Annotated in this window: 13 protein-coding genes; 11 read left to right on the plus strand and 2 right to left on the minus strand. The window is 53.1% G+C overall.

What is annotated here, in order from left to right; all coding sequences use genetic code 11:
- Window positions 1-62 precede the first annotated feature (62 nt).
- Window positions 63-1349, minus strand: coding sequence for an O-acetylhomoserine aminocarboxypropyltransferase/cysteine synthase family protein (locus AUQ42_RS10335; RefSeq protein WP_068519007.1), 1287 nt, complete (start codon window positions 1347-1349; stop codon window positions 63-65).
- Between the two features lie 225 nt (window positions 1350-1574).
- Here AUQ42_RS10335 and AUQ42_RS10340 point away from each other — a divergent pair, with 225 nt between their 5' ends.
- From AUQ42_RS10340 to AUQ42_RS10380, 9 genes are all read left to right on the plus strand, one after another.
- A complete protein-coding gene (locus AUQ42_RS10340) occupies window positions 1575-2714 on the plus strand; it encodes an isobutyryl-CoA dehydrogenase (protein WP_068519008.1) in 1140 nt (379 codons plus the stop codon).
- Window positions 2715-2717: 3 nt separating this feature from the next.
- Complete coding sequence (locus tag AUQ42_RS10345; RefSeq protein WP_068519009.1) at window positions 2718-3809, plus strand: enoyl-CoA hydratase/isomerase family protein; 1092 nt, start codon at window positions 2718-2720, stop codon at window positions 3807-3809.
- 74 nt (window positions 3810-3883) lie between these two features.
- Window positions 3884-4774 (plus strand): 3-hydroxyisobutyrate dehydrogenase, encoded by an 891-nt coding sequence (gene mmsB, locus AUQ42_RS10350; protein WP_068519010.1) that lies wholly within the window; start codon window positions 3884-3886, stop codon window positions 4772-4774.
- A gap of 672 nt (window positions 4775-5446) precedes the next feature.
- Window positions 5447-6370 carry a branched-chain amino acid ABC transporter permease LivH gene (locus AUQ42_RS10355; RefSeq protein ID WP_068519011.1) on the plus strand — a complete coding sequence of 308 codons (924 nt, stop codon included), beginning with the start codon at window positions 5447-5449 and terminating at the stop codon, window positions 6368-6370.
- Window positions 6370-7890, plus strand: a complete 1521-nt coding sequence (gene livM, locus AUQ42_RS10360) for a high-affinity branched-chain amino acid ABC transporter permease LivM (RefSeq protein ID WP_068519012.1) — start codon at window positions 6370-6372, stop codon at window positions 7888-7890. The genes AUQ42_RS10355 and livM overlap by 1 nt, the downstream gene beginning before the upstream one ends.
- Window positions 7887-8741 (plus strand): ABC transporter ATP-binding protein, encoded by an 855-nt coding sequence (locus AUQ42_RS10365; RefSeq protein WP_068519013.1) that lies wholly within the window; start codon window positions 7887-7889, stop codon window positions 8739-8741. Before livM ends, AUQ42_RS10365 begins: the two co-directional genes overlap by 4 nt.
- A 20-nt stretch (window positions 8742-8761) precedes the next feature.
- Entirely contained in the window at window positions 8762-9472 is a 711-nt protein-coding gene (locus tag AUQ42_RS10370; RefSeq protein ID WP_068519204.1) for an ABC transporter ATP-binding protein, read from the plus strand.
- Between the two features lie 11 nt (window positions 9473-9483).
- A complete protein-coding gene (locus AUQ42_RS10375; RefSeq protein ID WP_068519014.1) occupies window positions 9484-9840 on the plus strand; it encodes a DUF6867 family protein in 357 nt (118 codons plus the stop codon).
- 206 nt (window positions 9841-10046) lie between these two features.
- Entirely contained in the window at window positions 10047-11153 is a 1107-nt protein-coding gene (locus tag AUQ42_RS10380) for a branched-chain amino acid ABC transporter substrate-binding protein (protein WP_068519015.1), read from the plus strand.
- A 136-nt stretch (window positions 11154-11289) separates the two neighbouring features.
- Here AUQ42_RS10380 and AUQ42_RS10385 read toward each other — a convergent pair whose 3' ends face one another.
- Window positions 11290-11709: a MucR family transcriptional regulator gene (locus AUQ42_RS10385; RefSeq protein ID WP_068519016.1), complete on the minus strand. Its 420-nt coding sequence runs from the start codon at window positions 11707-11709 to the stop codon at window positions 11290-11292.
- A gap of 466 nt (window positions 11710-12175) precedes the next feature.
- Here AUQ42_RS10385 and rpiB point away from each other — a divergent pair, with 466 nt between their 5' ends.
- Together rpiB and glyA are read left to right on the plus strand one after the other, a co-directional pair.
- The gene (gene rpiB / locus AUQ42_RS10390; protein WP_068519017.1) at window positions 12176-12610 is read left to right on the plus strand and encodes a ribose 5-phosphate isomerase B; all 435 of its coding nucleotides are present in this window, start codon (window positions 12176-12178) and stop codon (window positions 12608-12610) included.
- 110 nt (window positions 12611-12720) lie between these two features.
- Window positions 12721-13995: a serine hydroxymethyltransferase gene (glyA, locus tag AUQ42_RS10395; protein ID WP_068519018.1), complete on the plus strand. Its 1275-nt coding sequence runs from the start codon at window positions 12721-12723 to the stop codon at window positions 13993-13995.

The following is a 13995-nucleotide window of genomic DNA, read 5'->3' on the forward strand; positions in this document are numbered from 1 at the left end:
ATGAAAAACCGGTCGAACGTTGGTTCGACCGGTTGCAGATGACGTCGCAAAGTTTTGCAAGATCAGGCTTTATCAAGGGCCTGTGTCAAATCGGCTAGAATATCGTCAATATGTTCAATGCCGATGGATAGTCGGACATAACCGTCAGTCACGCCCGATGACAGACGATCCTGTTCCGACAACTGGCTGTGAGTCGTCGTAGCCGGATGGATGGCAAGTGATCGCGTATCACCGATATTGGCGACGTGATAGAACAGCTCAAGCGCATTGATGAATTTCTCACCGGCGTCTTTGCCACCCGCCAGTTCAAAGCCCATCAGTGACCCGTACCCACCTTTAAGATAGCTGTCTGCACGACGGCGGCTTTCACCGTCCTGTTTACTGGGATGGATGACCTTGGTGACTTTGGGGTGTGATGCCAGGAAGTCGGCAACCTTGTTGGCATTCTCGCAATGACGTTCCATGCGCAGCGGCAGTGTTTCCATGCCCTGGATGGTCTGGAACGAATTGAACGGGGATGCAGCGGCACCGATGTCACGCAACAGCGTGCAGCGCAATTTGATCGCATAGGCAACCGGGCCAATCGGTTTGACAGCCTGCGTCCAGACCGCACCGTGATAGCTGGGATCAGGTTCGTTCAAAAGCGGGAAGCGTTTGGCATGTTTTTCCCAGTCAAATTTGCCGGAATCGACCACAACACCACCAACCGACGTGCCGTGACCGGCAATGAATTTGGTGGTCGAATACATCACGATGCTTGCGCCATGTTCGATCGGTTTGCAGATGACCGGGGCGGCCGTGTTATCGACAATCAGCGGAATGCCAAGCACGTCACCGATGGTGGCAACTTCGCGGATCGGGAAGACCTGCAATTTCGGGTTCGGCAAGGTTTCTGCATAAAAGGCACGGGTCTTGTCATCGGCGAGTTTGCGGAAGCTTTCCGGGTCAGCCGGATCTGCAAAGCGCACTTCGATTCCCATTTGCTTGAATGTATTGGCAAACAGGTTCCAGGTCCCGCCATACAAATCTGTCGAACTGACAATATTGTCGCCGGCCTGTGCGATATTCAGCACGGCAAAAGTCGATGCCGCCTGACCCGAACCAAGTGCAACCGCAGCAGCGCCGCCTTCAAGGGCGGCAATACGCTGTTCAAGCACATCATTGGTCGGGTTCATCAGGCGCGTATAGATATTGCCAAGTTCCTTAAGCGCGAAAAGGTCGGCGGCATGCTGCGTGTCGCGGAACTGATAACTGGTGGTCTGATACAGCGGAACCGCAACAGACCCGGTCGTCGGGTCGGCGCGATAGCCTGCATGAAGAACAATGGTTTCCGGTTTCGTGGACGACATGATGTGTTTCCCTGATTTATTGTTGTTCCTGACGCGGAGAAGGTAAGCCGACAGCACCATCATCAGCAAGAAACATTTGGAGAAAACGACTGCGGGAATGCACGTAAACAGTGTGATTTTTTAATATTGTGATAATTCGGTACTGTTATACCGAATGAATTGACAAGAGGGTGTTTTCACGTTTACGTAAAGGGAAAACAGATAAACTTCAGAGGCGGCGATCCAATGGAATTCAACCTGTCTGACGATCAGCAGGCATTTGCCCAGGCTGCGCGTGATTTTGCCCAGAACGAAATGGCACCTCATGCGGGTGAATGGGACGCAAAGCACATTTTCCCCGAAGAAACTCTGCGCAAGGCAGCAGAGCTCGGCTTTGCCGCGATCTATACGCGGGAAGAGTTCGGCGGAACCGGGCTTGGCCGTCTGGATGCAGCTGTCATCTTTGAAGAACTTGCTGCGGCGTGCCCGTCTACTGCGGCTTATATCTCGATCCATAATATGGCGTGCTGGATGATTGATAGTTTCGGATCGGACGCGCAGCGCGAAACATATCTGCCCAAGCTTGTGTCGATGGAACATTTCGCAAGTTACTGCCTGACGGAGCCGGGCGCGGGGTCAGATGCCGGATCGCTTCGGACCCGTGCGGTTCGTGATGGCGATCATTATGTCCTTAATGGTGAAAAGGCGTTCATTTCCGGCGGATCACGCAGCGATATATATGTTGTGATGGCGCGCACCGGCGATGACGGCCCGAATGGCATTTCGACCTTTATCATTCCCAAGGACACTGACGGGCTTTCATTTGGCAAGCTTGAAGAAAAGATGGGCTGGAACAGTCAGCCGACATCCGCCGTTATCTTCAGCAATTGCAAGGTGCCGGTCGAAAACCGTTTGGGCGAAGAAGGCGAAGGTTTCAAATTTGCCATGAAGGGGCTGGATGGCGGGCGGCTGAATATTGCGGCCTGTTCGATTGGCGGTGCCCGTGCTGCAATGGAACATGCGCGCGATCACATGAAAGTCCGCAAGCAGTTTGGCAAAAGCCTTGATCAGTTTCAGGCATTGCAATTCAAGTTCGCCGATATGGTAACCGAGCTCGAAGCAGCGCGCCTTATGCTGCACAAGGGGGCATGGAAGCTTGATCACAAGACCGATGATGCAACGCAGTTCTGTGCCATGGCAAAACGTTTTGCCACCGATATCGGGTTCGAGGTCTGTAACCAGGCGCTGCAATTGCACGGCGGGTATGGCTATATTCGCGAATATCCGATCGAACGGCTGTTGCGCGACCTTCGTGTTCACCAGATCCTTGAAGGAACCAACGAAATCATGCGGCTGATCATTTCCCGTGCCGCTTTGAAAGACTAGGCCATGAATAACACGTCTGATACCCAAACCACTGTTGCCGACGCGCCCGTGCTTTTTTCCCAACAAGGTGCAATCGGGCAGATCGTTCTTAATCGCCCGCGTGCGCTTAATGCGCTTGATCTTGTGATGGTCGATATGATGATGGGGCAACTCAAATCATGGGAAACCGATCCGTCGATCAAGGCCGTTGTGATCGAGGGTGCTGGTGAAAAGGCCTTTTGTGCCGGTGGCGATATTCGCGGTCTTTATGATGCACGCAAGAATGATGACGAAGATCTGCTTGATGCCTTTTACCGGCGCGAATATCACCTTAATCATTACATCGCCAATTATCCCAAACCCTATGTCGCGTTGATGGATGGCATCACGATGGGCGGCGGGGTCGGTGTTTCGATACACGGCATGTTCCGGGTGGCGACTGAGCGGACCCTGTTTGCAATGCCTGAAACCGGAATCGGGTTTTTCCCCGATGTTGGCGGTGGCTATTTCCTGCCACGATGCCCGGGGCAGATCGGCATGTATCTTGGCCTGACCGGTGCGCGGATAAAGGCCGCAGACTGTCTTTATACAGGTCTTGCAACTCATGGCGTTGCAACCGACAAGCTTGACAGTCTTAAAGCCGATCTTGCGGTGGCGTCCTATGATGGTGATGCAAAGGCGGTGGTTGCAGATATTCTCAAGCGCTATGAAACGGCTTTTGGTGAAGCACCGCTTGCGACCATTCGCGATGATATTGACCGGACGTTTGCCGGTGACAGCGTTGTTGCAATCTTCGAGGCGCTTGAACGTGAAGAAACCGCGTTTGGCAAGGAGACCCTTGATATTCTGGCAGCAAAATCACCGACGGCACTGTGCGTCAGCTTTGACCAGATCCGTCAGGGTCGTGACATGACGCTGGCTTCGGTTCTGAATATGGAATACCGCATGTCACAACGAATGGTGCGCAAGCCCGACCTGTTTGAAGGGGTGCGGGCCGTGATCGTTGATAAGGATCATGCCCCGAAATGGCAGCATGGCGATATCGGCCAGGTCGATCCGCGTGAAATTGCCGAGTATTTCGAACCGCTTCCGGTGGAAAAAGAACTTAATCTTTAAAACGATCCGGACCATTCTATGGTCCTGAAAAATCAAAACAAAAGTCCCGCACGGGATGTCAGAGGAGACTTCAAATGGCGACTATCGGTTTTATCGGTCTTGGCAATATGGGCGGCCCGATGGCGGCAAACCTTGTCAAGGCAGGGCACGACGTCAAGGTATTCGATCTGTCTGCAGATGCGGTGGCCAAGGCAGTTGATGGCGGTGCGGGCAAGGCTGCAACAGTAGCCGAAGCAGCAAGCAATGTTGAATTTGTTGTAACCGTTCTTCCGGCCGGAAAACATGTTCTTTCGGTATATGACGGCCCTGACGGTGTGATTGCCAATGCCAAGGCCGGTACAGTTCTGATTGACAGTTCCACGATTGAGGTCGATGCCGCGCGCAAGGCATCTGAGCTTGCCCGTGCGGCGGGCCTTGGCGCGGTGGATGCACCGATTTCCGGCGGAACCGCCGGGGCCGCGGCCGGGACCCTGACCTTCATGGTTGGTGGTTCGGATGCAGATTTTGCCCGCGCAAAGCCGATCCTCGAAGGAATGGGCAGCAACATCATCCATGCAGGTGACAGTGGTGCCGGGCAGGCGGCAAAGATTTGCAACAATATGGTGCTGGGGGTCAGCATGATTGCTGTTTCCGAGGCTTTCATGCTGGCCAAGCGTCTTGGCCTTGATGCCCAGAAGCTTTTTGATATCTCGTCAAAGGCATCTGGGCAGTGCTGGTCGCTGACCAGCTATTGCCCGGTTCCGGGGCCGGTGCCGACATCCCCGGCAAACCGCGATTATCAAGCGGGATTTGCAGTTGATATGATGCTTAAGGACCTGAAATTGGCCCAGCAAGCCTCGGCGGCGTCGGGGGCGACAACACCGATGGGGGCGCTGGCGGAAAGCCTTTATGCGCTTTATTCCAATAGCGGCCATGGGGGCATGGATTTCTCGGCCATTGTAAAAATGCTGGACGGGGAAAAGTGATCTCGTTCTCAGATTCTGTATCAAAGCGGGTCCGGATTTCCGGGCCCGTTTTTGTTATCTATTGCGTTGTCCGAGAATGGGCGCACAATAGGGGGCGGTTACATTCCCAAGGATCTTCAGCATTACAATGACCACGCGACAGAATACGTCAAACGAGATTTACTTTGAACTTCGTCAGGTGGGAACCTATCTGCGTTGTACGGCGATTGATGGCAAAACCGGGGTGGAGGTAACCGTTGCGGGACCTGTGAGTCGGAATCCTGAACAGTTGAAAAGGGTCGCCGCACAAAAACTTGAATACGTCCTGAAAAAGGGATAATGTATACAATATAAAGAGCGGGTGGCTTATCGGATCAGTGTTTTATTCCAATATCAATTCCTGATTTGGTGATTTTCACTAAAATCTTAAAGCCGCTTGCAGCCTTTGAACACATGTGTCTAAGGTTCACGCTCTAATCGCGCTTTCGGAAGTAAGAACCACAAACAGAATGGTCGGCTCCGAAGGCTAAAACCGGGTCATACCCGATAACAATAAGACGGAGGCTTCGCGGGTTTGCAAGGGGGCAATGGGGAGACTATGTCTCATCCAATCAATACATATATATGTGGCTTGATGCCTTCTGCCGAGCTGGCGAGGACCTTGTTTGTCTGTGCCAAATCTAAGGTTGTGCAATGGATTGGGCTTATTTCCTACAACAATTGATCAACGGTCTGACGCTGGGAGCCATTTATGGTTTGATCGCCATCGGTTACACGATGGTGTACGGCATCATCGGTATGATCAACTTTGCGCACGGCGAGATTTATATGCTCGGTGCGTTTCATTCCCTGATTACCTTCCTGATCTGTCAGGCGGCAGGGATCAGCGGCATTCTTCCGCTCACACTTCTTTTGATGCTGTTCGTTTCAATGGTTCTGACCTCGATTTACGGTTGGGGCGTGGAACGTGTGGCATATCGGCCCTTGCGCGGATCCTTCCGACTGGCAGCCCTGATTTCTGCCATCGGCATGTCGATCTTCCTGCAGAACTTTGTTCAGATTTCGCAGGGCGCGCGCGTTAAGCCGATGCAGCCGCTTGTTGAGGGCGGCATTACCCTTATGGAAAGCGCGAATTTCGACGTCCAGCTCAGCTACATGCAGATCGTGATCATCGTTCTGACCTTTGTGCTGATGGTTGTCTTCTCGCTGCTGATCGCCAAAACCTCGCTTGGTCGTGCACAGCGCGCTTGCGAACAGGACCGCACCATGGCGGGCCTTCTGGGCGTGAATGTGGACCGCACGATTTCGACCACCTTTGTCATGGGGGCCGCACTGGCATCTGTCGCCGGGATGATGGTGACCCTGTATTACGGTGTGATCGATTTCTATATCGGCTTCCTGGCCGGTGTGAAGGCCTTCACCGCTGCCGTTCTTGGCGGTATCGGGTCGCTGCCGGGCGCCATGCTTGGTGGGTTGCTGATTGGTCTGATCGAAGCATTCTGGTCGGGATATCTCACGATTGAATACAAGGACGTTGCAACGTTCGGTATTCTGGTTCTCGTGCTGATCTTCCGCCCGTGGGGTCTGCTTGGCAAGCCGGAGGTTGAGAAAGTCTGATGTCATCTGCATTTGCATCAACTCGTACCAACGGCTCGGAAGTTGTTAAGGAACTCGCGTTCTTTGCAGTTGTCGCGCTGCTGATGTCGGTCATGATCCTTGGTGTTGAAACGGTTGACCGTCCGACCGGTCTGGAACTGGCCGTTCGCTGGGATCTTGTTCTGATTGCCATTGGATCAACCGTGGTTGGGCGTCTTGCCCTGATCATGCGCCGCGAAGGCATGTCCCGAATTGTCCAGGCATTGCTGATTACGGTGACTGCGGTTGCCGTGTTCGAAATGTTTGTTCGTTTCCGTGACATGGATGATCGCTGGGCATCGCCGGTGGTCTTGGATATGGCATTTGGCAGTGTGCTTAGCACCGTTGTCGCCATCGCCTTTGTCGCCATCGTTTTTGCCATCGCCTATTTCTCGATGAAGGAAAAAGGCGCGGTTGAAGTCGATGAAAGCGCAAAGCTGTCGTCCAAGATCCAGCTGGTTTATCGCTCAAACACCAAAAAGATCGGTCTGGTGGGGATTATCTTCTTCATCATCTTCCCGTTCCTGTTCGGGGAAAACCGTTCCGCGATCGACCTTGCGACCCTCGTGATGATTTACATCATGCTGGGGTGGGGGCTTAATATCGTGGTTGGCCTGGCTGGTCTTCTTGATCTTGGTTATGTGGCATTTTATGCAGTCGGGGCCTATTCCTATGCATTGCTGTCACAGAACTTCGATCTGAGCTTCTGGCTCTGCCTGCCGCTTGCCGGGATCTTTGCAGCCAGCTTTGGCATCATTCTTGGCTTCCCGGTTCTGCGTTTGCGTGGTGACTATCTGGCCATCGTGACGCTGGGCTTTGGTGAAATCATCCGTGTTGTTCTGATCAACTGGTATGATCTGACCGGCGGCCCGGATGGCATTTCTTCGATCGAACGTCCGAGCTTCTTTGGCCTTGCCGATTTCTCCCGCCGTGTGCCTGAGGGCTCCGTTGCCTTTAGCGACCTGTTCGGGATGGACTATTCGTCCATGCATCGCCTGATCTTCCTGTACTACCTGATCCTTGCACTGGCACTTGTGACCAACTTTGTCACCATGCGCCTGCGCAAACTGCCGATCGGTCGTGCATGGGAAGCGCTGCGTGAAGACGAAATCGCGTGCCGTTCGCTTGGCATCAACCCGACCAACACCAAACTTTCGGCTTTTGCGATTGGTGCGATGTTCGGTGGATTTGCCGGGGCCTTCTTTGCCACCCGTCAGGGCTTTATCAGCCCGGAAAGCTTCACCTTCCTTGAATCGGCCGTGATTCTTGCGATCGTGGTTCTGGGCGGCATGGGCAGTCAGATCGGTGTGGTTTTGGCCGCCATCGTGATGATCGGTTTCCCGGAAATGTTCCGTGAACTTGCCGAATACCGCATGCTGATCTTTGGTGCCGGTATTGTTGCCATCATGTTGTGGCGTCCGCGCGGTCTGTTGTCCTTCCGTGACCCGACCATTCTGCTCAATATGAGCCAGAAAGAAAAAGTTGCCGGAGAGTTGAAATGACCGACAACAAACTGCTCGAAGTCGAACACCTGACCATGCGCTTTGGCGGCCTGGTCGCGATTGATGACCTGTCTTTCACGGCTAATAAAAGTGAAATCACAGCAATCATCGGCCCGAACGGTGCTGGCAAAACCACGGTGTTTAACTGCCTGACCGGGTTCTATGTCCCGACCGAGGGGCGTTTGACCCTGCATGCCAATGATGGCCCCCGTTTGCTGGAACGGACCGAAGGGTTCCGCATTCCGCGCAATAACGGTGTTGCACGTACATTCCAGAACATTCGCCTGTTTACCGGGATGACGGTTCTGGAAAACCTGATCGTTGCGCAGCATAACCGACTGATGGAAGCATCTGCATTTTCCATTGCCGGGCTGTTCAACCTTGGCCGCTATGCAAAGGCGGAAAAGGAAGCGATCGAAAAGGCGAAGTTCTGGCTGAACAAGGTTGGTCTGTATGATCAGGCTGACTGGAATGCCGGTAACCTGCCATATGGTTCCCAGCGTCGTCTGGAAATCGCACGTGCAATGTGTACTGATCCGTCACTTCTTTGCCTGGATGAGCCGGCAGCGGGTCTTAACCCGCGTGAGTCGGCGGAACTGAACATCCTGTTGCAAAGCATCCGTGATGATCAGGGCGTTGGTTGCCTTCTGATCGAACATGACATGAGCGTCGTGATGCAGATTTCCGATCATGTGATCGTTCTTGATTACGGACGAAAGATTGCCGATGGCAATCCCGATGCCGTCAAGAATGATCCGGCCGTTATCCGCGCCTATCTTGGCGAAGAAGAGGATGACGAGCTTCCGCCGGAAGTTGCCGCCGACCTTAATGTTGATCCGAATGCGCACTGAGGGAGTTCATCGATATGTCCATGCTTAAAATCGAAGGTGTTCATACCTTCTATGGCAATATCGAAGCCCTCAAGGGCATTGATATGGAAGTCAACGAAGGTGAAATCGTTACCCTTATCGGCGCCAATGGTGCCGGTAAGACCACGTTGCTGATGACTTGCTGCGGATCGCCGCAGGCAAGCAAAGGCCGGATTTTGTTCGAAGGTCAGGATATCAGTCGCATGCCGATGCATGAGATCTGCAATCTTGGCATTCAGCAATCGCCGGAAGGTCGTCGCATCTTCCCGCGGATGTCGGTTTATGAAAACCTTCAGATGGGGGCAATTACCCAGGATCCGAAACATTTCGATTCGGATCTTGAAATGGTGTTTGATCTGTTCCCGCGCCTGAAGGAACGCATCAGCCAGCGTGCAGGGACCATGTCCGGTGGCGAGCAGCAGATGCTTGCGATCGGCCGTGCCCTTATGGGGCGTCCGCGTCTTTTGCTGCTGGATGAGCCGTCACTTGGTCTGGCACCGCTTGTGGTGAAGCAGATTTTCGAGACCGTTGAAAAGATTAACCGCGAAAACAAGGTAACTGTCTTCCTTGTCGAGCAGAACGCATTCCATGCGCTCAAGCTCGCTCATCGTGGTTATGTGATGGTCAATGGCAATATTACGCTCTCGGGGACGGGTGCGGAACTTCTGGCAAACCCGGAAGTTCGTGCAGCCTATCTCGAAGGCGGCCACTAAGGAGGTCTGATATGGAATCCATTACGGGGACCAGCATTGGCGTCACCATTGGCATGACCATCATTCTGATGGGCTTCTGTGCCTTTATGACCGGACAGGCCATCGCCAATACCTGGCGGCCGTCATACCAGCTTTTGCCGTATGCGCTGTTGCTCGGTCTTGTTGATCGTTTCATGGTCTATGCGCTGTTCGAAGGCGAACTTCTTTCGCTTTCAGGCTATATTTTTGACACGGTAATCTTGTTTGCAATCATGCTGGGGGCCTTCCGGTTGACCCAGGTGAACAAGATGCTGTCGCAATATCCGTGGCTTTATGAACGCGTTGGTCCGTTTGCATATCGTGCCCGCGAAGGGGCGGATGTGCGCTGATTTTTGTGGTGGCGTTTTGCGCCACCACACCATTGCTAAATAATTGGCAATACACCAGTTTGTACTATTGCACACCAATTCAGGGGTGTTAAAGTACTAGGGAGCTGAAACCGGTAATCGGCGAAGAATATGAGCCGGTTTCGGGTCCGAAAAGATGGTTCCGTCATGGTGATGGAACCAACCTTTGGAACAGGGAGACTTCTCTAATGTCGAAAACCAAGCTCGGCCTTCTTGCCACTGCTTCCGCGCTTGTTCTTTCAATGGGTGCTGCCAAGGCTGACATCGTGATCGCGACCGTTGGTCCGATGACCGGTCCTTATGCGGCGTTCGGCGAACAGATGACCAAGGGCGCAGAGAAAGCGGTTGCTGACCTCAACGCTGCTGGCGGTGTGAATGGCGAAAAAGTCGTTCTCGAGATCGGCGATGACGCTTGCGATCCGAAACAGGCAGTTGCAGTTGCCAACCAGCTCGTCAGCAAAAACGTTGCTCTCGTCGCTGGTCACTTCTGCTCGGGTTCCTCGATCCCGGCATCGGAAGTGTATTTCGAAGAAGGCATCGTTCAGATTTCCCCGGCTTCGACCAACCCGCAGCTGACCGAGCGTGACATGGACAACGTGTTCCGTGTTTGCGGTCGTGATGACCAGCAGGGTGAAGTCGCAGGTAAATACCTGGCGGAAAACTATGGCGACAAGAAAATCGCCATCGTTCACGACAAACAGGCTTATTCCAAAGGTCTGGCTGACGAGACCAAGAAAAACCTGAATGCTGCCGGCGTTACCGAAGCCATGTACGAAGCAATCACCCCGGCCGAGAAAGATTACTCGGCACTGGTGACCAAGCTGAAATCAGAAGGCATCGACGTTCTGTATTATGGTGGTTACCACACCGAGCTTGGCCTGATCGTTCGTCAGATGCGCGCTCAGGGTATGGATACCCTTGCCATTTCGGGTGATGCTCTGAACTCGCTCGAATACTGGTCGATCACTGGCGACGCTGGTAAAGGCACGCTGTTCACCGCTGGTCCGGCTCTTGAAAAAGATCCGCGCAACGCTGAACTCGTCAAATACTTCGAAGGTCAGGGTTACAAGCCGGAAGGTTACACCCTTTACACCTATGGTGCGATCCAGGCTTGGGCACAGGCTGTTGCCAAAGCCGGTACCACTGATTCCGAAGCTGTTATCGAAGCTCTGCACAGCGGTGCAACCTTCGACACCGTTCTTGGTTCGATCTCGTTCGACGCCAAGGGTGATGTTGCGGCTCCGGGTTACGTATTCTACGAGTGGGACAACGGTTCCTACGACTACGCAAACTAATCAAATCATCCGATTTGGAAAAAGCCCGGCACATGCCGGGCTTTTTTTATGACCGGACATAAGAAAACGCCGTTCCTTTTCGGGAACGGCGTTTTCTTGTCAGCAAGACTGCAGATATGCAGGGCAGTCTGAAAAGTTACTTCGCCTTGCGACCAAGGCCGATCTTTTTGGCAAACTGCGAACGCTGTTTGGCGTAGTTCGGTGCGACCATCGGGTAGTCGGCCGGCAGGCCCCATTTCGCACGGTATTCTTCCGGCGTCAGGTTGTAGGTCGTGCGCAGGTGACGTTTGAGCATCTTGAGCTTTTTGCCGTCTTCAAGGCAGATGATGTAATCATCGCCAATCGATTTACGCACAGGAACAGCGGGTTTGAGCGGTTCTTGTTCAGGTTCTTTTTCAACTTCACGAATGTCGTCAAGCGAAGAAAAGACAGTAGAAATAAGTTCAGGAATCTGCGCAGCAGCAAGTGCATTGTTGCTGACATATGCAGAAACAATATCAACGGTCATCTGCAAGAGTTCGTCGCGGTCAAGCACGCTGTTCTCAGTTTCGGCCATGATTGAAGTAACCCTTCATTTGAAAATTCACATTAAAACTAATGCACTATTCCAAACAGATAGTCAAACAACAGAAAATAACAAGGGTCATTTATCTGATGTTATCATCAGACAAGTATATAGGGGTGCGTATAAGGTTATCGTAATTAGTACTTTTACGCGCATAGTTATGCCGTGAGGGCAGATATTTTGACCAATTGGTTAATATTGTCTTCGTGATTAAATCTCGAATTCTTTGCCGGGACAGTAAAGGGACGCTACTTTGTGGTGTTTCTGGATTTCGCTTAATACTATTGCGTGTCAAATCCCGGGGCCGGGCAGGTGACAATATATATGCGTCCATCAATGCGCATATCTGGGTTTCGCAAAACTTGCCATTCTGGCCGAGCTCTGCGTTGGCAGGGACACCGCTATATGCTACAAGGCGCTCAATTTTACTCTTTGACTTTTAAATAAAGGCGCGCAGATGACCGTCAAAACCCTTGCCATTGCGTCCGACCATGGCGGCGTTGAACTGAAATCAGCCATTATCGAACTTCTGAAAGGCCGTGGTGTCGAGGTTTCCGATCTTGGTACCAATGGTTCTGCATCGGTGGATTATCCGGACTTTGCACAGGCCGTTGCCAAATCGATCATCGACGGCTCAGCCGAGGCCGGCATTCTGGTTTGTGGTTCGGGTATCGGTATGAGCATCGCGGCCAACCGGTTCCCGCAGGTCCGTGCTGCCCTTGTTCATGACCGTCTTTCGGCCGAACTTTGCCGCCAGCATAATAACGCAAATGTTCTGTGCCTTGGCGCACGCCTGCTTGGCGAAGCGACGGCACTTGATTGTGTTGATGCATTCATTTCGACCGAATTCGAAGGCGGTCGTCATGAAGGCCGTATTGCAAAGATGTCCTGAGCAAACATATTTCACCGCCATCTGGCATTAACCAGACCGGGCAGGGTGCGTTTGATTGTTGCCCGTCCTGTGACCTTGCCCTGTAACCTTGCATCGAAAGAGGCCCCAGCATGTCGTTCAAAGGCTTTTTCTCTACCAGCTTGTCCGACGCCGATCCGGCATTGTTCAAATCCGTCACGGACGAACTTGCCCGTCAGCAGAACCAGATCGAAATGATCGCTTCGGAAAACATCGTTTCCAAAGCCGTTATCGAAGCACAGGGTACTGTCCTGACCAACAAATACGCCGAAGGTTACCCGTCGCGTCGTTATTATGGCGGTTGCGAATATGTTGACGTTGCCGAGGCCCTGGCGATCGAACGCGCCAAGGAAATCTTTGGCTGTGAATATGTCAACGTTCAGCCGCATTCCGGCGCACAGGCAAACGGTGCGGTCATGCTGGCACTTTGCAAGCCGGGCGATACCATTCTGGGCATGTCGCTGGATGCCGGTGGTCACCTGACGCATGGTGCGCGTCCGGCACTGTCGGGCAAATGGTTCAATGCGATCCAGTATGGCGTGCGTGAAGACGACCTGACCCTTGATTACGATCAGGTTGAAGCGCTGGCCGTTGAACACAAGCCGACCCTGATCATTGCAGGTGGTTCTGCCATTCCGCGCCAGATCGATTTCAAACGGTTCCGTGAAATCGCTGACAAGGTTGGCGCGCTTCTGATGGTTGATATGGCGCACTTTGCCGGTCTGGTTGCCGGTGGCGTTCATCCGAGCCCGCTTCCCTATGCTGACGTCGTCACCACCACCACGCACAAAACCCTTCGTGGTCCGCGTGGCGGCATGATCCTGTCGAACAATCTCGACATTGGTAAAAAGATCAATTCTGCGGTCTTCCCGGGCTTGCAGGGTGGTCCGCTGATGCATGTGATTGCAGCCAAGGCGGTTGCCTTTGGCGAAGCACTGCGTCCGGAATTCAAGGCATACGCCCAGCAGGTTGTCGACAATGCCAAGGCACTGGCCGAAGTACTGGTCAAGCGCGGCTTTGACATCGTGACCGGTGGCACCGATACGCATCTGATGCTGGTTGACCTGCGTCCCAAAGGTCTTAAGGGCAACACCGCAGAAGTCGCACTTGAGCGTGCGGGCATCACCTGCAACAAGAACGGCATTCCGTTCGATACCGAAAAGCCGACCGTTACCTCGGGTATTCGTCTTGGTACGCCGGCTGGTACGACCCGTGGCTTTGGTGTTGAAGAATTCAAACAGATCGGCGAGCTGATCGGTGACGTTCTTGATGCCATGGTTGACAACCCGGAAGGCAATTCCGAGGTCGAAGCCGCTGTTCGTGCGAAGGTCGAAGACCTTTGCAAACGCTTCCCGATCTATTCCTGA

Origin of the sequence: Thalassospira sp. MCCC 1A02491 (assembly GCF_001613785.1) — a bacterium.
GTDB classification, from domain to species: Bacteria; Pseudomonadota; Alphaproteobacteria; order Rhodospirillales; family Thalassospiraceae; genus Thalassospira; species Thalassospira povalilytica.

What these genes read in the sequence shown, in the direction of transcription:
- AUQ42_RS10345 (WP_068519009.1), top strand. Translation starts at nt 2,718, where the DNA reads ATGAATAACACGTCTGATACCCAAACCACTGTTGCCGACGCGCCCGTG.
- AUQ42_RS10355 (WP_068519011.1), top strand. Translation starts at nt 5,447, where the DNA reads ATGGATTGGGCTTATTTCCTACAACAATTGATCAACGGTCTGACGCTG.
- AUQ42_RS10335 (WP_068519007.1), bottom strand. Translation starts at nt 1,349, where the DNA reads ATGTCGTCCACGAAACCGGAAACCATTGTTCTTCATGCAGGCTATCGC.
- livM (WP_068519012.1), top strand. Translation starts at nt 6,370, where the DNA reads ATGTCATCTGCATTTGCATCAACTCGTACCAACGGCTCGGAAGTTGTT.
- rpiB (WP_068519017.1), top strand. Translation starts at nt 12,176, where the DNA reads ATGACCGTCAAAACCCTTGCCATTGCGTCCGACCATGGCGGCGTTGAA.
- AUQ42_RS10375 (WP_068519014.1), top strand. Translation starts at nt 9,484, where the DNA reads ATGGAATCCATTACGGGGACCAGCATTGGCGTCACCATTGGCATGACC.
- glyA (WP_068519018.1), top strand. Translation starts at nt 12,721, where the DNA reads ATGTCGTTCAAAGGCTTTTTCTCTACCAGCTTGTCCGACGCCGATCCG.
- AUQ42_RS10365 (WP_068519013.1), top strand. Translation starts at nt 7,887, where the DNA reads ATGACCGACAACAAACTGCTCGAAGTCGAACACCTGACCATGCGCTTT.
- mmsB (WP_068519010.1), top strand. Translation starts at nt 3,884, where the DNA reads ATGGCGACTATCGGTTTTATCGGTCTTGGCAATATGGGCGGCCCGATG.
- AUQ42_RS10380 (WP_068519015.1), top strand. Translation starts at nt 10,047, where the DNA reads ATGTCGAAAACCAAGCTCGGCCTTCTTGCCACTGCTTCCGCGCTTGTT.
- AUQ42_RS10385 (WP_068519016.1), bottom strand. Translation starts at nt 11,709, where the DNA reads ATGGCCGAAACTGAGAACAGCGTGCTTGACCGCGACGAACTCTTGCAG.
- AUQ42_RS10370 (WP_068519204.1), top strand. Translation starts at nt 8,762, where the DNA reads ATGCTTAAAATCGAAGGTGTTCATACCTTCTATGGCAATATCGAAGCC.
- AUQ42_RS10340 (WP_068519008.1), top strand. Translation starts at nt 1,575, where the DNA reads ATGGAATTCAACCTGTCTGACGATCAGCAGGCATTTGCCCAGGCTGCG.